At 48.0% G+C, this 19,043-nt stretch carries 20 protein-coding genes and 1 tRNA gene; 7 read left to right on the forward strand and 14 right to left on the reverse strand.

Annotated elements, in window-relative coordinates; translation table 11 throughout:
- Window positions 1-189 precede the first annotated feature (189 nt).
- The 12 genes from ACTHS8_RS01845 to ACTHS8_RS01900 form a co-directional block, all read right to left on the reverse strand.
- Window positions 190-537, reverse strand: coding sequence for a hypothetical protein (locus ACTHS8_RS01845; protein WP_222570392.1), 348 nt, complete (start codon window positions 535-537; stop codon window positions 190-192).
- Window positions 521-823, reverse strand: a complete 303-nt coding sequence (locus ACTHS8_RS01850; RefSeq protein ID WP_003680933.1) for an integration host factor subunit alpha — start codon at window positions 821-823, stop codon at window positions 521-523. Before ACTHS8_RS01850 ends, ACTHS8_RS01845 begins: the two co-directional genes overlap by 17 nt.
- 114 nt (window positions 824-937) lie before the next feature.
- Complete coding sequence (gene pheT, locus ACTHS8_RS01855; RefSeq protein ID WP_440372807.1) at window positions 938-3,301, reverse strand: phenylalanine--tRNA ligase subunit beta; 2,364 nt, start codon at window positions 3,299-3,301, stop codon at window positions 938-940.
- Between the two features lie 146 nt (window positions 3,302-3,447).
- Window positions 3,448-4,059 (reverse strand): hypothetical protein, encoded by a 612-nt coding sequence (locus ACTHS8_RS01860; protein ID WP_440372808.1) that lies wholly within the window; start codon window positions 4,057-4,059, stop codon window positions 3,448-3,450.
- On the reverse strand, window positions 4,052-5,152 hold the full coding sequence (locus ACTHS8_RS01865) for a DNA cytosine methyltransferase (protein WP_440372809.1): 1,101 nt from the start codon (window positions 5,150-5,152) through the stop codon (window positions 4,052-4,054). The genes ACTHS8_RS01860 and ACTHS8_RS01865 overlap by 8 nt, the downstream gene beginning before the upstream one ends.
- On the reverse strand, window positions 5,130-5,567 hold the full coding sequence (locus ACTHS8_RS01870; protein WP_440372810.1) for a very short patch repair endonuclease: 438 nt from the start codon (window positions 5,565-5,567) through the stop codon (window positions 5,130-5,132). The genes ACTHS8_RS01865 and ACTHS8_RS01870 overlap by 23 nt, the downstream gene beginning before the upstream one ends.
- 16 nt (window positions 5,568-5,583) lie before the next feature.
- Window positions 5,584-6,573 (reverse strand): phenylalanine--tRNA ligase subunit alpha, encoded by a 990-nt coding sequence (gene pheS / locus ACTHS8_RS01875; protein WP_003683075.1) that lies wholly within the window; start codon window positions 6,571-6,573, stop codon window positions 5,584-5,586.
- Window positions 6,574-6,821: 248 nt separating this feature from the next.
- Entirely contained in the window at window positions 6,822-7,181 is a 360-nt protein-coding gene (gene rplT, locus ACTHS8_RS01880) for a 50S ribosomal protein L20 (protein ID WP_070645019.1), read from the reverse strand.
- 12 nt (window positions 7,182-7,193) lie between these two features.
- Window positions 7,194-7,391, reverse strand: a complete 198-nt coding sequence (gene rpmI, locus ACTHS8_RS01885; protein ID WP_003675505.1) for a 50S ribosomal protein L35 — start codon at window positions 7,389-7,391, stop codon at window positions 7,194-7,196.
- 142 nt (window positions 7,392-7,533) lie between these two features.
- Window positions 7,534-8,055 (reverse strand): translation initiation factor IF-3, encoded by a 522-nt coding sequence (infC, locus tag ACTHS8_RS01890; RefSeq protein ID WP_440372852.1) that lies wholly within the window; start codon window positions 8,053-8,055, stop codon window positions 7,534-7,536.
- Between the two features lie 17 nt (window positions 8,056-8,072).
- Window positions 8,073-9,986 (reverse strand): threonine--tRNA ligase, encoded by a 1,914-nt coding sequence (thrS, locus tag ACTHS8_RS01895; protein ID WP_070838676.1) that lies wholly within the window; start codon window positions 9,984-9,986, stop codon window positions 8,073-8,075.
- 52 nt (window positions 9,987-10,038) lie between these two features.
- Window positions 10,039-10,115 (reverse strand) — tRNA-Val (locus tag ACTHS8_RS01900).
- Window positions 10,116-10,352: 237 nt separating this feature from the next.
- On the opposite strand from ACTHS8_RS01900, the gene tgt reads away from it, so the two are divergent.
- The 4 genes from tgt to ACTHS8_RS01920 all read left to right on the forward strand — a co-directional run bounded on the left by tgt (window position 10,353) and on the right by ACTHS8_RS01920 (window position 13,777).
- Complete coding sequence (tgt, locus tag ACTHS8_RS01905; protein WP_003745960.1) at window positions 10,353-11,468, forward strand: tRNA guanosine(34) transglycosylase Tgt; 1,116 nt, start codon at window positions 10,353-10,355, stop codon at window positions 11,466-11,468.
- 85 nt (window positions 11,469-11,553) lie between these two features.
- On the forward strand, window positions 11,554-12,564 hold the full coding sequence (gene hemH / locus ACTHS8_RS01910; RefSeq protein ID WP_440372811.1) for a ferrochelatase: 1,011 nt from the start codon (window positions 11,554-11,556) through the stop codon (window positions 12,562-12,564).
- A gap of 120 nt (window positions 12,565-12,684) precedes the next feature.
- On the forward strand, window positions 12,685-13,083 hold the full coding sequence (locus ACTHS8_RS01915; RefSeq protein WP_440372812.1) for a c-type cytochrome: 399 nt from the start codon (window positions 12,685-12,687) through the stop codon (window positions 13,081-13,083).
- 202 nt (window positions 13,084-13,285) lie between these two features.
- Window positions 13,286-13,777 carry a disulfide bond formation protein B gene (locus ACTHS8_RS01920; RefSeq protein ID WP_440372813.1) on the forward strand — a complete coding sequence of 164 codons (492 nt, stop codon included), beginning with the start codon at window positions 13,286-13,288 and terminating at the stop codon, window positions 13,775-13,777.
- 69 nt (window positions 13,778-13,846) lie between these two features.
- On the opposite strand, the gene ACTHS8_RS01925 is transcribed toward ACTHS8_RS01920, so the two are convergent.
- The gene (locus ACTHS8_RS01925; RefSeq protein ID WP_440372814.1) at window positions 13,847-14,575 is read right to left on the reverse strand and encodes a YebC/PmpR family DNA-binding transcriptional regulator; all 729 of its coding nucleotides are present in this window, start codon (window positions 14,573-14,575) and stop codon (window positions 13,847-13,849) included.
- Window positions 14,576-14,936: 361 nt separating this feature from the next.
- Between ACTHS8_RS01925 and ACTHS8_RS01930 the strand changes: the two genes are divergently transcribed.
- A complete protein-coding gene (locus ACTHS8_RS01930) occupies window positions 14,937-16,367 on the forward strand; it encodes an alanine/glycine:cation symporter family protein (RefSeq protein ID WP_107867697.1) in 1,431 nt (476 codons plus the stop codon).
- A 58-nt stretch (window positions 16,368-16,425) separates the two neighbouring features.
- Here ACTHS8_RS01930 and trhA read toward each other — a convergent pair whose 3' ends face one another.
- A complete protein-coding gene (gene trhA / locus ACTHS8_RS01935; RefSeq protein WP_107867698.1) occupies window positions 16,426-17,052 on the reverse strand; it encodes a PAQR family membrane homeostasis protein TrhA in 627 nt (208 codons plus the stop codon).
- Between the two features lie 197 nt (window positions 17,053-17,249).
- On the opposite strand from trhA, the gene cysD reads away from it, so the two are divergent.
- On the forward strand, window positions 17,250-18,182 hold the full coding sequence (gene cysD / locus ACTHS8_RS01940; RefSeq protein WP_440372853.1) for a sulfate adenylyltransferase subunit CysD: 933 nt from the start codon (window positions 17,250-17,252) through the stop codon (window positions 18,180-18,182).
- 232 nt (window positions 18,183-18,414) lie between these two features.
- Window positions 18,415-18,978, forward strand: coding sequence for an RBBP9/YdeN family alpha/beta hydrolase (locus ACTHS8_RS01945; protein WP_314060047.1), 564 nt, complete (start codon window positions 18,415-18,417; stop codon window positions 18,976-18,978).
- The last annotated feature ends 65 nt before the right edge of the window (window positions 18,979-19,043 follow it).

Consider the following 19,043-nt stretch of genomic DNA (forward strand, 5'->3'; position numbering starts at 1 on the left):
CGGCAAACAAGAGGCTAAGTATAACATTTACGGCTATTTCATAGAATCATTTGCAATCAAGATTCTGATATTTCGAAAGCAATATAAAACAATAAAGGCCGTCTGAAAACAATTCAAACAGCCTTTACAATAATCAATCATGCAAATCTTTGTATGCCTTCGCACTTTTGATCACAATTTCCTTATCGATTACGGCTCGACATGGTGGTTTTGTTGTTCAGAACCCAGATGACGCTCCAAATCAGACAAAATCTGCATCAGACCATGACGGACTTCTTCTGCATTGGCGGCAGGATTGCCGTTTGCATCCAAAGCGCCACGGCTGAACGTATCGATGTACGGTTCAAACGTATCTTTCAGTTTCAACAACTTAACCACATCTGAGCGCGTATATCGATCGCCACCGTATCCAATCACAACATTATTTTCATGTTGCCATTGGGCAAACTGAGCCGGACTGATTTGCACCAATTGGCACATTTCATCCAACGTAAAATAACGCTTGGCAGGGATAACCGGATTATTGTTGTTTGTCATAGTAATGCTCCACCATGCCTTTGAGTTTTTGGCTGGCATGGAAAGTTACCACACGGCGTGCGGTAATCGGCACTTCTTCGCCTGTTTTAGGGTTACGGCCAGGGCGTTGAGGTTTGTCGCGCAATTGGAAATTACCGAAACCGGAAATTTTAATTTCTTCACCACGCGCCAAAGTGCTGCGAATTTCTTCAAAAAAGAGCTCGACGATTTCTTTGGCATCATTCTTGGTGACGTTGCTGACTTTGTCGACCAAAATATCAGCCAATTCTGCTTTAGTTAGTGTCATGTGTTTACCTTCATTCAAACTGGTGCAATTATTACCAAAATTCTTTTAAAAATCAAGTCCTCACCCAAAAATCAAATATTATTGGCGATTTTTAGCGACAACTTTTATCTTATTTTAAGCGCGAAGCTGTGCGTCTTTTTCGGCTGCCGCTTTAATCATTTTCGCAACCAAAGGCTCGATGACTTCATCTGTCAGCGTGTTTTCCATATCTTGCAAAATGATTTTGACGGCAACACTCTTCATGCCTTCAGGCACGCCCGTACCGCGGTAAACGTCAAACACGCTGATTTCTTGAACCAGCTTGTTCTCCGCCGCTTTCAGGGCATTTAACAAATCATCATGCGTTACAGCTTCAGGCATTACAAATGCCAAATCTCGGCGTGCAGGTTGGAATTTGGATACGGACTGGTAACGGGTTTTCTCACGACCCAATACCGCATCCATATCGATTTCAAATACCAGCGGCGCTTGTGGCAAATCATATTTTTGCAGCCATTTCGGATGCAACTCGCCAACAAAACCAACTACTTTGCCGTCTGAAACAATATTGGCGGCACGACCAGGATGCAATGCCGGATGTTCGGTCTTAACAAAGGATACTTCCTTGTTTTTCAAAAGGCTCTCAACATCGGCTTTCATATCGTAAAAATCTACGTTGCGTGTTTTTTCACCCCATTGCTCAGGCAATACGGAGCCATACCACAAACCGCCGATACGTTCGTTTTGAACAAATTGATCAGCCGAATCTTTGCTGAACACACGGGCAATTTCAAACACGCGTACTCGGTTTTGCTTGCGGTTCAAATTGTTTTGCAAAACTTCCACCAAACCGCCGATAAGCGTAGAACGCATGACGGCATACTGCGCCGCCAACGGATTTTGCAGGCGGATAGGATTGGTATTGGCAGCAAAGTCTTGCTCCCATTGCTCATCCACAAACGCATAGCTGACCACTTCGCGGTAACCGCGAGCCGCCATTTCGTTATAAACCGCAAAACGCGGGCGTTTGGTTTCAGGCAATGCCAACATTTTCAGACGGCCTGAAGTATAGTCGTCAGGAATATTTTCATAACCGTAAACGCGGCCGATTTCTTCAATCAAATCGGCTTCGATTTCGATATCGAAACGGAAGCTAGGAGAAGTGACACAGAAGCCTTCTGCAGTTTTCTCAGGCTGCAAACCCAAGTGTTGCAAGATAATTTCGACTTGCTCGGCAGGGATTTCAACGCCCAATACCGTTTTCAGACGGCCTAAACGCAATTCGACCTGTTTTGCCTCAGGCAATTTGCCTTGTGCTTCAACCATTTCACCGGCCGCGCCACCGCAAATCTGTAACACCAATTCGGTAGCACGCTCAATGGCATCAGCTTGCAAGCGGTAATCCACACCACGTTCAAAACGGAAAGAAGAATCCGAGCCAAAACCGTATTGACGGGATTTACCAGCAATAATCTCCGGAGCAAACCAAGCAGCTTCCAACACAATATTTTGCGTCTCATCAGAAACCGCGCTTGCCTCGCCGCCCATCAAGCCGGCCAAGCTCAACGCACCTTTTTCATCAGCGACCACCAGTGTATTGTCAGCCAAAGTAACCGTCTTCTCATTCAGGCACGCCAAAGTCTCGCCATTTTGAGCACGGCGGACAATCAAACTGCCTGACAGCTTGTCAGCATCGAAAACATGCATAGGCTGACCGATTTCCAGCATGACATAGTTACCAATGTCCACCAATGCGGAAATGCTGCGGATACCGCTGCGTTCCAAACGTTGTTTCATCCAATCGGGAGTAGCCGCTTTCGCGTTGACATTTTCAATAACGCGGCTGATAAAACGGCCGCAGTCAGCCGGTGCATCAATACGGACAGCCTGTTTTTTCTCACTGCCGATAGAGGCCGTCTGAATTTCAACAGGCGTAAACGCACATTGAGTTAACGCAGAAACCTCACGCGCGATACCCTTAACACTCAAGCAATCAGCGCGGTTAGGCGTAATTTTCAACGTAAACAGCGTATCGTCCAAATCCAAGTATTCACGGATATTGGCACCGACAGGCGCATCTTCAGGCAGAATATGCAGACCGTCTACACCATCATCAGGCAAACCTAGTTCATTGGTCGAACACAGCATACCGTTTGATGGGATGCCGCGCATTTTAGTCGGCTTAATTTTGAAATTGCCCGGCAAAACGGCACCCGGCAACGAACACGGCACTTTAATACCCGGCTTGACATTTGGCGCACCACAAACAATCTGAACCAACTCACCCGTACCGGCATCAACTTGGGTAACGTTCAAACGGTCTGCATCAGGATGTTTTTCAACAGATTTTACTTCGGCAACAACCACGCCACTGAAAGCAGGGGCAGCAGTATCGATTTCTTCCACTTCCAAACCAGCCATGGTCAAAAGATGTTCCAGTTTATCGGCAGAAAGATCAGGATTGGCTTGGGTTTTCAGCCATGAGTAGGAGAATTGCATGTTATTTTCTCAATCAATTAATTAACTTTTCTATCAGATTTTGTTTTCAGACGGCGTTTAAGGCTACCTGAAAATGCGCAGGCTGCTTTTGGGGTTTCGAGGTAATTTGTTAGGGCTGGTTAATCTATGCAGTACACTGCGGGTACTCAAAACGAAATATGATAAATATCCTTAATAACATCATGGTTATATATACGTTCATCAGTTTGAATGATTTTCACGCTTTCGCTTTCTGAAATCTTTATTTCTTTCAGCTTCTCAATCAGTTTGTCATATTCATTGGTATTTGCCAAAATAAAGGCATCTATTCCCATATAGCTGTTCTCTTCTTTACGTCTAGCCGACACCTCTTTTTCAGACAAAGTTAAGACATAACATTTAGCTTCCCTGTGAACATATTTTGTAGCCATAGCTTCCAAATCTGCCTGTTTCCATCTTTCTCGCAATGTTGTTTTGGCACTTATTGTAACTGGTGTCTTCCGATTGTATAAAACAATATCCAAATTAACATTTGGAACAAATGCCAGTTGCGCTTGTGTATAAATCGGACTTATTCCCTCCCTAAGTAGGGATAAAATTAAAAGCTGTTCGAACACACCGCCATTTACAGAATTGTTGGGAGGAAAATTTTCTTTATATTCTTTCCAATAAACAGAGATAAACTCACTTGGCTTCCATTGCTTCTGTATAGGGGTTTGCAAAATTAGTTTCTTTACCACCTCTTGGATTACGCCACTATCTTCTTTTTTCTTAACCATTCAGACTCTCCAATTTTGCTAATATCTTCTCAGCCACCGCCTGAATCGCCGGCACGGCAACTGAATTGCCAAATTGTTTATATGCGGAAGCATCCGCGACGGGGATTTTGAACTCCTCAGGAAATCCTTGCAGCCTTGCCCATTCGCGCGGGGTCATTTTTCTGATTCCCTCACGGTTTACCTCGCCTTTGATATTGGTGGTCGGAGTAAAATCAGTAATGCGTTTGTCGATTACCAAATTCCGCTCCCTCCCCATGCCGCCGACGACAATCGCATTGGCAATCCCGTCATCGGGAATAATTTCATATCCGAACCCATTACCCTTTTCTTCATGCCTTTGTTTGTGTTTTCTTAAAGTATCGATGTATTGAGTGGACAAATAATATTTTGTCGGCACGGTATCTTTTTCCCGTATATCCTTAAAGGCTACCTGAATTCCTGTCGGTTCGGGATATTCGAAATCTTTAATATCGGTATCTCCCCGAAAGCCGACAATAAAAATCCTTTCGCGGTTTTGCGGCACGCCGAAATCCTTTGCGTTGACAATTTTCGGCTCGGGTACAAAATACCCCAAATCTTCCCTCAGCGTATTCAATATCGTCTGCAACGTCCTGCCTCGGTCGTGATTGGTCAATCCTTTTACGTTTTCCAAAAAGAATGCCTTGGGACGGTGCCTGCGGATAATTTCCGCCACATCGAAAAACAATGTACCGCGCGTATCCTCAAATCCCCCACGCCGACCGGCAATCGAAAAGGCTTGGCAGGGGAAACCCGCACACAACACATCAAACTGCTTTGGAATATATTGTTTGGTTTCTTCCAAAGTAATATCGCCAAACGGCACTTCTCCGAAATTGGCCTCATAAGTCTGTTTAGCTTTCTCGTCCCACTCACTCGAGAACACACATTTTCCGCCCAAGTTCTGCATCGCTATGCGGAAGCCACCAATACCTGCAAACAAATCGATAAAGGTAAATTTGGGCTTCAAGGCCGTCTGAAAAGTACCACTGTTTTCAAAAAGGCTGTATTGAGCTGCTTTTTCTTCCAAGTATTCGCCTTGATTACCACCCTTAATTTCGTTTTTGTAAATCAATTCTTCTTGCTCGGATGATTTCTTTGACTTTTTCTGCACAGCTGGTTGTATCTTTAACGACATCGTTACTCCAAAAACGTAAAACCGTCCAGCCCTCGGCTTTCAGACAGCCTGTTACTTCTATATCCCTTTGGATATTGCGCTCAATTTTGGCAATCCAAAACTCACGATTTCCCTTTATTTCCGCTTTTTTCTGTTCCCAATCCTTACCATGCCAGAATTCCCCATCGACAAATACGGCAACTTTATATTTTTTAAACGAAAAATCAGGTTTTCCAAAAATGCTTCCGCTATTTTTCCGATACCTGAGTCCCAAAGCCCACATTGCCTTCGCCAACACAAGCTCGGGCTTCGTCCCTTTACTTTTGTTGGACTGCATGCATTTTTTACGCTGCTCCGGGGTTAATTTATCCATTGGGTTTATTTGAAATTTATTTAAACTGCTTCAAGAAGTTTAAATCGTTATCAAAGAACAAGCGCAAATCATTGACGTTGTAGCGCAACATGGCGAAGCGGTCGAGACCAATGCCAAAGGCAAAACCGGTATATTTCTCAGGGTCGATATTCACATTTTTCAACACGTTAGGATGTACCATACCGCAACCGCCTACTTCCAACCATTTGCCGTTTTCGCCCATAATGTCAATTTCGGCAGAAGGCTCGGTGAACGGGAAGAAAGACGGACGGAAACGCACTTGCAGGTCATCGCGTTCAAAGAAGCGACGGATAAAATCAGTGAACACTGCTTTCAAGTCGGCAAAAGTGACACCCTCTTCCACCCACAAACCTTCGGCCTGATGGAACATAGGCGAGTGAGTGGCATCACTGTCCACACGGTAAACGCGGCCGGGGGCAATAATGCGGATAGGCGGCTCTTTTTTGTCGAGCATATAGCGGATTTGAATAGGCGAAGTGTGTGTACGCAAAACGTCGCCGTTTTCAACGTAGAAAGTATCTTGCATCGCACGCGCGGGGTGATTTGCAGGAATATTCAAGGCTTGGAAATTATGGAAATCGTCTTCGATTTCAGGGCCGTCCGCCACTTCAAAACCCATACCGTGAAACAGCTCAACCACACGTTGCAAAGTCAAAGTGACTGGATGCAAACCGCCATGTTCTTGCGCACGACCCGGCAAAGTAATATCCAAGGCTTCTGCGGCCAATTGGGCTTGCAGCTTGGCTTCATTCAGGGCATCGCGCTTGGCATTAAAGGCCGTCTGAAACTGATTTTTGCATTCGTTGATGTGCGCGCCTATGGTTTTACGCTCTTCAGGAGACATTTGACCCAAAGTTTTCAAAAGTCCGGTCAATTCACCGGTTTTACCAAGATAGCGTGCTTTAATTTGTTCTAAGGCATTGAAGTCTTGCGCGGCTTCAATAGCGGCAATACCTTCTGCAACGATACGGTTTACATTTTCCATAGTGGTTTATCGTCTGTTTGTTGATGGCAGGCCGTCTGAAACAACAAAGCCGTCTGTTGGATTTGATTACAAACCCGTTCAGACGGCCTTTTGTCTTACTGCGGCCAATCCGTTTGATAAGAGAGGCCTATTTTATCGCAAATTAGTATAAAAAAATAGAGTTTAAAGAAAGAAAATCAACTACATAGGATTTCTTTAAGAAAAGAAAAAAGGAAGCATAAGCTTCCTTTTTAAATAATCTTATCGAATTAGGCAGCCAAAGCAGCTTTAGCTTTTTCAACCAATTGTGCAAATGCAGCTTTGTCGAATACAGCCAAATCAGCCAATACTTTACGGTCGATTTCGATAGTAGCGCGTTTCAGGCCATTCATGAATTTGCTGTAAGACAGACCATTTTCACGAGCACCTGCGTTGATACGAACGATCCACAGTTGACGGAATTGACGTTTGCGTTGGCGACGGTCACGGTATGCGTATTGACCGGCTTTCATTACCGCTTGTTTGGCAACACGGTAAACGTTTTTACGACGACCGCGGTAGCCTTTGGCTAACGCGAAGACTTTTTGGTGACGAGCACGAGCGGTAACACCGCGTTTTACGCGTGGCATATTCTAAACTCCTTAAGCGTAGGGCAACATTTTAGCAACAGAAGCCAAATCGCGTGAATCCACCATAGCGGTGCCGCGCAATTGACGTTTAGTTTTAGTGGTTTTTTTGGTCAGGATGTGACTTTTGAACGCATGACCGCGTTTTACACCACCGTTACCCAGTACTTTAAAGCGTTTTTTCGCGCTAGACTTGGTTTTCATTTTAGGCATTGGAAAACTCCATTCGTTATTAGATAAGGTATAAGGGGTTTTGAAATAAATTTCAAACACTTGGAACCCAAAATACCACGGTTTTTGCCGCTAATTAAACCTTATTCCGAGCGGCAATCGAAATAAGCCTTGCATTATAGCTTTATTTTTTCTTAGGCGCAATCATCATCACCATTTGGCGGCCTTCCATTTTAGGGAAGGACTCGATTTGTGCCACTTCAGCCAACTCTTCTTTTACGCGTTCAAGCAGTTGGGCGCCCAATTGTTGGTGGGCCATCTCACGACCGCGGAAACGCAATGTCACTTTGACTTTGTCACCATCGGCGAGGAAACGGTTGATGTTGCGCATCTTGATTTGATAGTCGCCTTCATCAGTACCCGGACGGAATTTAATTTCCTTGATTTGTACCTGCTTTTGGTTTTTCTTGGCTTCGTCGCGCTTCTTGGCTAGTTGGTATTTGTATTTACCGTAATCCATCAGTTTGCATACGGGCGGTTTGGCAGTCGGGGAAATTTCTACCAAATCGACATCTTGCTCTTCGGCCATAGCCAGAGCTTCACGAACTGAAACGACACCAAGCTGATCGCCTGACTCACTGATTAATCGCACTTCTTTGGCGGTAATTTCACCATTGATTCGTGCTTCGCGTTCTTGAGCGATGATGAATACTCCTATAAAAATTAATGATTGACGAGGGCGTCAGTGATTTCTTGCTGCAATTGTGCAATAAAATCATCTACATTCAAAGAACCCAAGTCTTCTGCTTTGCGGCGTACCGCAACTTTGTTTTCTTGTTTCTCTTTATCGCCGACAACGATTTGATAAGGGAAACGGTATTGGCTATTGTCGCGGATTTTGTAACCGATTTTTTCGTTACGCAAATCCAATTCGACACGGAAGCCTGCCGCCTGCAATTTGGCAGCCACTTCGCGACAATAATCTGCTTGGTTCTCGGTGATATTCATAATCACCATTTGAACCGGCGCAAGCCACAATGGGAATGAGCCTGCATGGTTTTCAATCAGAATACCGATGAAGCGCTCCAATGAACCCAAAATAGCACGGTGCAACATTACAGGACGCGCACGATCGTTGTTTTCTGTTACATATTCGGCATTCAAACGCTCCGGCAATACGAAGTCCAACTGCAGGGTACCGCACTGCCAAGAACGACCCAAGGCATCTTTGACATGGTACTCAATCTTAGGACCATAGAATGCGCCTTCGCCAGGCAACTCTTCCCACTCTACGCCGCAAGCGGTCAACGCGTCACGCAGACCTTGTTCAGCCTTATCCCAAACTTCGTCAGAACCTGCACGTTGTTCAGGGCGGAGGGACAACTTCACAGCAACATCATGGAAGCCGAATTGTTTATAAATGCGAACCAGCAACTCATTGAATGCGCGTGCTTCATCAACGATTTGATCTTCGGTACAGAAGATATGCGCATCATCTTGCACAAAACCGCGAACACGCATCAGACCATGCAACGCACCGCTTGGTTCATTACGATGGCAAGAACCGAACTCAGCCAAACGCATTGGCAAATCGCGATATGAGCGCAAGCCGTTATTAAAAATTTGCACATGCCCCGGACAGTTCATCGGTTTAACCGCGTATTCGCGTTTTTCTGAACTGGTCACGAACATATTGTCTTTATAGTTTTCCCAGTGGCCGGATTTTTCCCAAAAGGTTTTATCCATAATCTGAGGCGTTTTCACCTCTTTATAACCGGCAGCATTCAGCTCTTTACGCATATGCTGCTCAATCACTTGCCACAAAGCCCAGCCTTTAGGATGCCAGAACACCATACCCGGCGCTTCATCTTGCAGGTGGAACAAATCCAATTGTTTACCCAACTTACGATGGTCACGTTTTTCCGCTTCCTCGATGCGTTGGATATAGGCTTTTAATTCGTCTTTACTTGCCCAGGCTGTACCGTAAATACGTTGCAACATTTCATTGTTGCTGTCGCCGCGCCAGTATGCGCCTGCCAGTTTGGTCAGCTTGAAGTTTTTCAAGAAACGGGTATTGGGAACGTGAGGACCGCGGCACATATCGACGTATTCTTGATGATGATACATACCCATTGCTTCCACTTCAGGCATGTCTTCAATCAGACGCAATTTGTACTCTTCGCCGCGATCTTGGAAAATTTTGATGGTTTCTGCACGGGGCGTCATCACTTTAATGACGTCATAGTCTTGTGCAATCAATTCTTTCATGCGCGCTTCGATGGCGGCTACATCATCAGGCGTAAATGGTTTTTCAGTTGCAATATCGTAATAGAACCCGTCTTCAATGACCGGGCCGATAACCATTTTGGCATCAGGGTAGAGCTGCTTGACCGCATGACCGACCAAGTGCGCGCAGGAGTGGCGGATAATTTCCACGCCTTCTTTGTCTTTAGGCGTAATGATTTGAACGTGGGCATCTTCGGTAATCGGATCGCAAGCATCCACCAATTTACCGTTAACCTTGCCTGCTACCGTTGCCTTTGCCAAACCTGCACCGATAGACGCTGCAATTTGCGCCACGGTAACGGGTGATTCATATTGGCGGACCGAACCGTCCGGCAAGGTAATGTTCAACATCAGAAAGCTCCAAAACATTAAAAAATAACGGCATAAAGCCGTTATGGAAATTTGGTAGGCACAATTGGACTCGAACCAACGACCCCCACCATGTCAAGGTGGTGCTCTAACCAACTGAGCTATGTGCCTTCATCTAAGTCGCTTATTGTAACGAAGCGTGTTCCCTTTTGCAAGCATCTGTAAATACTTTTCAGACGGCCTGGATATTTTTGTTTGATTTATGCCTCATTTTTTATTTCTTCTATTATTCAGGCCGTCTGAAGCATTGTTTTGACAAAGATAAAATCCAGCCGTCAACCAACGAAAAATCCTTTATAATCTGCCCTTTCATTTCGCACACACGCGAACGTCCAATCTCTTATTATTATGCTCAAATTTACCTTACACAAAAAAGACGGTCATGCCCGACGCGGTACTTTGGAACTGAACCACGGCAAAATCGAAACGCCGGTATTTATGCCGGTCGGCACTTACGGTTCGGTCAAAGCGATGAACCCGCAAAACCTGCATGACATCAAAGCGCAAATCATCTTAGGCAACACTTACCATCTGTGGCTGCGCCCAGGTTTAGAAGTCATCGAACAATTCGGCGGCCTGCACGAATTTATCGGTTGGGATAAGCCGATTTTGACCGACTCGGGCGGTTTCCAAGTATTCTCATTGTCTGACATGCGCAAGCTAACCGAAGAAGGCTGTACATTCCAAAGCCCGATCAACGGCGACAAACTGTTCCTCTCGCCCGAAGTGTCGATGAAAATCCAAACCGTGTTGAATTCCGACATCGTGATGCAGTTGGACGAATGCACCCCTGGCGAAGCAACGCACAGCCAAGCGCAAAAATCGCTGCAAATGAGCCTGCGCTGGGCGGAACGTAGTAAAAAGGCTTTTGAAGACCTGAAAAACCCGAATGCGCTGTTTGGTATTGTCCAAGGCGCGATGTATGAAGATTTGCGCGAAGAATCGCTGAAAGGTTTAGAAGAACTCGATTTCCCCGGCTTGGCCATCGGCGGCTTATCCGTTGGCGAACCTAAGCCCGAAATGTACCGCATGTTGCGCGCCGTCGGCCCTATCCTGCCGGAACACAAACCTCATTATTTGATGGGCGTCGGCACGCCTGAAGACTTGGTGTACGGTGTGGCACACGGCGTGGATATGTTCGACTGCGTCATGCCTACCCGCAATGCGCGTAACGGCTGGCTGTTTACCCGTTTTGGCGATTTGAAAATCAAAAACGCCAAACACAAACTCGACAAGCGTCCGATTGACGAAAGCTGCACCTGCTACGCCTGTCAGAATTTCAGCCGCTCCTACCTGCACCATCTGCACCGTGTCGGCGAAATCCTGGGCGCACAACTCAATACCATACACAATCTGCATTTCTACCAAGTTATCATGGCCGAAATGCGCGAAGCCATCGAACAAGGCAAATTTGCCGATTGGCAGGCGCAATTCCATGAAAACCGCGCCCGCGGTGTAGATTAATCCTTTTAAAGGCCGTCTGAAACCAGGTTTTGAGTCAAACTGCTTTTCAGACGGCCTCAATATTCATCATTAATAAAGCACAATCATGTCCCGTTTCCATACCGAACCGGCTCTAGCCTATACCGCACAAAACCGCACCGCCGTCCTACTGCTCAACCTCGGCACGCCTGACGCGCCCACTGCTGCCGCAGTCAAGCCCTACTTGAAAGAATTTCTTTCTGATCAACGCGTTGTCGAACTGCCCAAGCTCTTATGGCAACCGATATTGCGCGGCTTGGTATTGACTTTTCGCCCGAAAAAAAGCGCGCATGCCTATGAAAAAGTTTGGTTTAAAGAAGGTTCGCCGCTTGAGGTTTACACACACCGCCAAGCAGAAGCCCTGGCCAAACATTTACCCGATGTCATCGTCCGTCATGCAATGACTTACGGCAACCCGAGCGTTGCCGATGTTTTGGCGGAACTTAAAGCCCAAGGCGTGGGCAAGTTGCTGGTCATTCCGCTCTATCCGCAATATGCCGGCTCTTCCACCGGCGCGGCTTTGGACAAAGTGCTTCAAGAGTTATTGCTGCAACGCAACCAAATGAGCGTCCGCACCGTCTCCCGTTATTACGACGATGCCGCCTATATTCAAGCCATGAAGCAGCATATTGAAGCCTATTGGGCCCAAAACGGACGCGGTGAAAAACTGATGTTGAGCTTCCACGGCATTCCGCAAAAGCATCACGACGACGGCGACCCCTATCCTGACGAGTGCCACCATACTGCCAAACTGCTGGCGCAGGCATTGGGCTTGTCCGAACAAGAATACATTGTTTCTTTCCAAAGCCAGTTTGGCAAATCCCAATGGGTCAAGCCCAGCACGCAAGCCCTGTTTGATCAGCTGCCGAAACAAGGCACGACCAAACTCGACGTATTCTGCCCCGGCTTCCTGGCCGACTGCCTCGAAACCATGGAAGAAATCGCCATTATGGGACGCGAACAATTCCACGCCGCAGGCGGCAAAGAATACCGTTACATCCCCTGCCTCAACGATTCCGCCGACTGGATTGCCGCACTTGCCCAATTAAGCCGGGCCAATCTGCAAGGCTGGATTTGACCTAAACCAAAGGCCGTCTGAAAAATCCACTTTCAGACGGCCTTTAGCGTTATCATCAAGCTATTAAAACGCAAACCAAGCGTGTGGCCATCAAAAACACGACTCAAAAAGGAACACATCATGACTGCACTCCGCCCTATCCTGCTCCTCCTGAGCGCACTCAGCCTCCCAACCGCTTTTGCCGCTGATGCCACGCTGATGAGCAAAGGACAAAAGATTTACGAAACCAACTGCGCCGCCTGCCACGGCAAAAAGGGCGAAGGCCGTGGCGCCATGTTCCCGCCACTGTTCCAGTCCGACTATATCAACAAAAAACCGCAAGTCCTGTTGCAAAGCATGACCAAAGGCATCAACGGTCCGATTAAAGTGAACGGCAAACCCTACAACGGCTTCATGCCTTCTACCGCCATCAATGATGCCGATGTCGCCGCCGTTGCCACTTACATCATGAACGCCTTTAATAATGGCGGCGGTACGATTACTGAAGCAGACGTCAAGAAATCTCACGGGAAAAAATAAAACGTCTCTCCCTTAAAGGCCGTCTGAACATTTCAGACGGCCTTTTCTGTACGACACATTTTGTTTCTATGTATATGGTTACGCAACATCAACAAACATACGCAAAAAACCGTCAAACCAAAAAAAGCATATGCGTTTTGTGTTAAAGTAAACATTATTTATCGGCTGTTTTGCGTCCAGGCCGTCTGAAAGGTTTTATGTCATGAACTTTTTCCGCAAGACTGTTTTATTTTTAGTCCTCCTCTCCATATTTGCCGCCTGCGGCTCCTTTATTTCCCAATACGTATTGGGCATGAACCCGTGCGTATTGTGCATCCTGCAACGCTTGTGCGTATTGGGTATCGGGCTGTTGGCCATTATTACGGCGTTCAGCTCACAGTCTTCCAAATTTGCCCGTTCGCTCTCGGCATTATTGATTGCCGCCCCGGCCGTTTACGGCGCCGGTGTCGCCGCCTATCAAATTTGGTTGCAAAGCCTGCCGCCCGGCACCGCCCCTTCCTGCGGCGCACCTTGGACCTTCCGCCTGCGCGACTGGCCTTTGTTCGATTGGTTTGAACCCATCGTCCGCGGCTTTGGCAACTGCGCCGAGCCGGACTATCTATTCGGCGTCGCCCTGCCGGTTTGGAGTATTTTGTATTTCAGCTTTGTCGTATTACTGCTGCTTTGGGCTTGGTTGAAAACCAGAAAAATCTGATTGGTTTCAATATAAAAAGGCCGTCTGAAATTTCAGACGGCCTTTTGTTCTTTAAACTCTTTAAACTGTTTAGTCCAGATTCAACACGGCAGAAGTGTAAACGTCTTGTACGTCGTCTAAATCTTCCAATGCGTCAATCAGTTTTTGCATCTTAACCGCATCTTCGCCGCTCAACTCGGTTTCGTTTTGGGCACGCATGGTAACGTCGCCGTCAACAGATTTGTAACCTGCGGCTTCCAATACCGCTTTCACGCCTGCCCAGTCGTTTGGCGCGGTAATCACTTCGATGGAACCGTCGTCGTTGGTGATGACGTCTTCCGCACCGGCTTCCAAAGCCGCTTCCATCAGCGCATCTTCGTCAACGCCCGGTTCAAACACCAAATAGCCTTGATGCACGAAGTTGAACGCTACGCAGCCGTCGGTACCCAAGTTACCGCCGTTTTTAGTGAACGCATGGCGCACGTCGGCAACGGTACGGGTTTTGTTGTCGGTCAGACAGTCCACCATCAAAGCCGCGCCGCCGATGCCGTAGCCTTCGTAACGCAACTCGATGTATTCCACGCCTTCCAGATTGCCCGTACCTTTATCGATGGCACGTTGCACGTTGTCTTTAGGCATATTGTTTTCGGCGGCTTTTTCCAAAGCCAGGCGAAGGCGCGGGTTGGCGCCGGGATCGCCGCCGCCCATGCGGGCAGCAACGGTAATTTCTTTAATCAGACGGGTGAAGATTTTGCCGCGTTTGGCATCTTGTCGGGCTTTTTTGTGTTGGATATTTGCCCACTTACTATGGCCTGCCATATTGATTCCTTTCGTTTTTTCACGCGCTGAGGCGGGATGTGCTTTATTTGTAAGGCGTGCATTTTATCATAAGTTGTCTTTACCCAAAATATTCAGACGGCCCGAATATTTGCAAAAACAGGCCGTCTGAAAAACAAAGAATCTTTTTTAAAGATGCATATTTGCGGCAAACCTTTGTCAGTTTTTCGTTTTAATTCACGAAGGTTTACGGTATGATGACAAAATCGGTCAGGATTGTTAACAACTTAACCGGTATTAAACGGCAAAACGGCCTGCTCGCCCTTGTTGCCAACCGCGAAAATGAACGGGAGTAGTTGCCCGTATCATTTTCTTTTTATTTGTTTTTCTTAAAGGTTATATTATGGAAGGAATATTGTCTGCTCTGGTGGGTGCAGTCAATCTGGTTCTTTGGGACTACCTGCTGATTTATGCCTTAATCGGCATCGGCCTGTTTTTTACCCTGTACTTGGGCGCACCGCAAATTACCAAATTAGGAACAGGTTTCAAATCCGTTTTCGGCGGCTTGTTCAGCAAAAAAGACAAAGACCACGAAGGCAAATCCCTGTCTCAATTCCAAGCGCTTGCCGTGGCGATTTCCGCGCAAATCGGTACCGGTAACGTTGCCGGTGTCGCCACTGCGATTACCGCCGGCGGCCCGGGTGCCATTTTTTGGATGTGGCTGTCTGCCATTTTGGGCATGTCTACCATTTTTGCAGAAGCCGTTTTGGCGCAAAAATACCGCGTGGTCAGCCACGGCAAATACATCGGCGGCCCTGCGTTTTACATCACGCACGGCCTGACCCCGAAAATCGGCCGGGGCGCGGCGCGTTTCCTGTCCGGCTTTTTCTCCATTGCCTTGATTATCGCGCTGGGTTTCATCGGCAACGCGACCCAATCCAACTCCATCGCCTCGGCCATGAATTTGGCTTTTAATATTCCGCCGATGGCGGTCGGTATTGCCGTGGCCGTACTTGCCGGCCTGATTATCATCGGCGGCATCAACCGCATTGCCAGTATCGCGCAATTTGTCGTGCCGTTTATGGCGGTAATTTACATCTTGTGTGCCGTGATTATCTTGTTCAAATTCTCCGACCACATCATTCCGATGTTCAGCCATATTTTTGTTGCCGCCTTTAATCCTGAAGCGGTATTGGGCGGTGCGGCCGGTATCGGTATGCGCGAGGCCGTACGTTTCGGCGTGGCACGCGGCCTGTTTTCTAACGAAGCCGGTATGGGTTCGACCCCGCACGCTCATGCGACCGCCAACGTCAAACATCCCGTGCAACAAGGTATGGCCGCATTTATCGGTATCTTTATCGATACGCTGATGGTCTGCACGGCAACTGCGCTGATTATCCTGCTGACCGACGCCAACCTCTCCGGTGAAACCGGCGCGGCGGTTACCCAACTGGCTTTTAACAAAGCCTTTCCGGGTTTCGGTTCGCAACTGCTCGCCATCTGTCTGACCTTCTTCGCCTTTACCACCATCATCGGCTGGTATTACTTCGGTGAATCCAATATCCGCTTCCTGTTCCGCGGCAAACACTTGGGCATCTACCGCACACTGGTTTTGGTGGCCATCGTATTGGGTACATTGGGCAAAGTGGATTTGGTTTGGAGCATGTCCGATATGTTCAACGGCTTTATGGTCTTGCCGAACTTAATCGCCCTCTTCCTGCTGCGTAAGGAAATCCGTGCGGTTTACGACGATTATCTGGCGCAAACCAAAGCCGGCAAAGAGCTGACCTACAACTATGAATTCCACGAATTCCACGACAAAAACCCTGATTAACAACAAACAAAAACCTCTCAGTCAAACTGAGAGGTTTTTTATTTCAGGCCGTCTGAAACTACAACACATAAAAATAAATACTGATAAATTGCGTCAAACTGCCTGCCAAGACAAACAAGTGCCAGATACCGTGGCCGTGGCGGATTTTCGTATCGTTGATAAACCAGTAAATCCCCGCGCTATACAACACGCCGCCCAACACCAGCCAAAATAATCCGCCCGCCGAAAGCGATTTTATCAGCGGCCACACCGCCACCACAATCAGCCAGCCCATCAACACATAAATCACCATCGACAGCAGCCGTTTCTCGCTTTTGCGCCCGATCGTCAGCTCCTGAACAATGCCCAGCAAAGCCAGCCCCCACGACACGCCGAAAAGCGACCAGCCCCAGCCGCCATGCAGGGTAATCAGCGTAAACGGCGTATAACTGCCTGCAATCAAAAGATAAATCATGCAATGATCGACCTTTTGCAAAATCGCCTTGGCCTTCGGCTGCGGAATACTGTGGTATAAGGTTGAACCCAAATACAGGAGCAGCAGGCAGATTCCGTAAGTCAGTGCACCGGCAATCCGATAGCCGTCCGCCGATTCCACCGCTTTCACCAGCATCAGCACCAACGCCGCCACTGCCAATAAGAAACCGGCCAAATGGCTGTACGCATTAAATCTCTCGCCGTGATACATAAACCATTCTCATTTCTAAAAAACCAAAGTGTACGCGAAGACAGGCGCTTCGTCAGAGAAATCGGGTTAAAAATAAGTTAAAGCGCAAAGGCCGTCTGAAAACACACTTGGGCAATATAACAAAAACATCTTTGTAACAAACAAACCATTCTTTCCCTTTTTCAGACGGCCTCACTAAAGTATCGGCTATCGCCAAGATTGCAAAGAGAGAAAAAATGTCCATCCAAAACCACCACCTCGACTGGCTCGAAGCCGAGTCCATCTACATCATCCGCGAAGTGATTGCCAACGCCCAAAACCCGGCCCTACTGTTTTCCGGCGGCAAAGACTCCGTCGTCTTGCTGGCGCTTGCCGTCAAAGCCTTCCAAATCGAAGGCCGCCCGCTGAAACTGCCGTTCAAACTCCTGCACGTCGATACCGGCCACAACTACTCCGAAGTCATCCAGTTCCGCGACGACACGGTCGCCCGCACCGGCGTACAACTTGTGGTCGGCAGCGTAGAAGAATCCATCCGCAAAGGCAGCGTCGTCTTGCGCCGCGAAACCGATTCGCGCAACGCCGCCCAAGCCGTTACACTGGTTGAAACCATCGAAGAACAAGGCTTTGATGCACTGATGGGCGGCGCGCGCCGCGATGAAGAAAAAGCGCGCGCCAAAGAACGCATCTTCTCTTTCCGCGACGAGTTCGGCCAATGGGATCCCAAAAACCAACGTCCTGAATTATGGTCGCTCTACAACACACGCCTGTTCCAAGGCGAAAACATGCGCGTGTTCCCGATTTCCAACTGGACGGAATTGGACATCTGGCAATACATCGCACGCGAAAAACTCGCCCTGCCGCCGATTTATTACACCCATAAGCGCGAAGTTGTCGAACGCAACGGCCTGCTCGTTCCCGTTACCCCGTTGACCCCCAAACGCGAAGGCGAAGTTACCCAAATCCGCGATGTCCGCTTCCGTACCGTCGGCGATATTTCCTGCACCTGCCCGGTTGCCAGCACCGCCGCCACCCCCGAAGACATCATTGCCGAAACCGCCGCCGCGACCATTTCCGAACGCAGTGCCACACGCATGGACGACCGCGTATCGGAAGCGGCAATGGAAGAGCGCAAAAAACAAGGCTATTTCTAAACCGTTTTTTCAGACGGCCCCTATATATTTCAAACCCGAACAACACGGCAAAGCCATCCGCCCCTGCCGTGTTGTTTGCTTTATTATTCTTGCAAATATCATTTAACAACAAAAGCTTAATCAAAAATCCTAACGAAGCGACAAACAATAAAACATAAACAAACATGGTATAATAAACACTTACAGGCAGAGATTTAGACAAAAGTCTCAGGCCGTCTGAAGGAGGAGAAACATGAACCGACGCGTTTATATCGTACATGGCTTTGAAGGCAATCCGCACGGCAACTGGTTTGACTGGCTTTGCGCCCAAATCAAAAGCACCGGCGCACAAGCAATCTCTCTCGCCATGCCCAATCCCGACAAACCAAGCACGACCGCGTGGCAGTTTACCCTTGACCAGCACATCGGCAAGCCCGATGCCCATACCTTCCTAGTCGGCCACAGCCTAGGCTGCATTACCCTCCTTCACTTCCTCAGCCGCCAACAGCCGCAAAAAATCGGCGGCCTGCTGCTTGCCGCCGGTTTTGCCGATACGCTGCCGCCCCTACCTGCGCTCGATGCCTACATTAAAGCAGCGTCGCCCGATTTCGACATCCTACGCAAAATCGACATGCCCAAACACTGCCTGGTTTCCGACAACGACACCCATGTTCCGCCCGAACTGACTTTGGACATGGCGGCCAAGCTCAAAAGCCCTGTTACCCATATCCCCGAAGGTGGCCATTTGATGGCTTCGGACGGCTTTACCCAACTGCCGCAGGCTTGGGAAGTGCTGAAACCCATGTTGACCGAATAAACACACACTCTAATCCGGTTTTCAGACGGCCTAGTGAGCCTCTCCTCCCCACGACAGGCCGTCTG

The sequence above is a fragment of the Neisseria sp. P0016.S008 genome, from assembly GCF_051957775.1.
In the GTDB taxonomy this organism is placed as follows: Bacteria; Pseudomonadota; Gammaproteobacteria; order Burkholderiales; family Neisseriaceae; genus Neisseria; species Neisseria flavescens_B.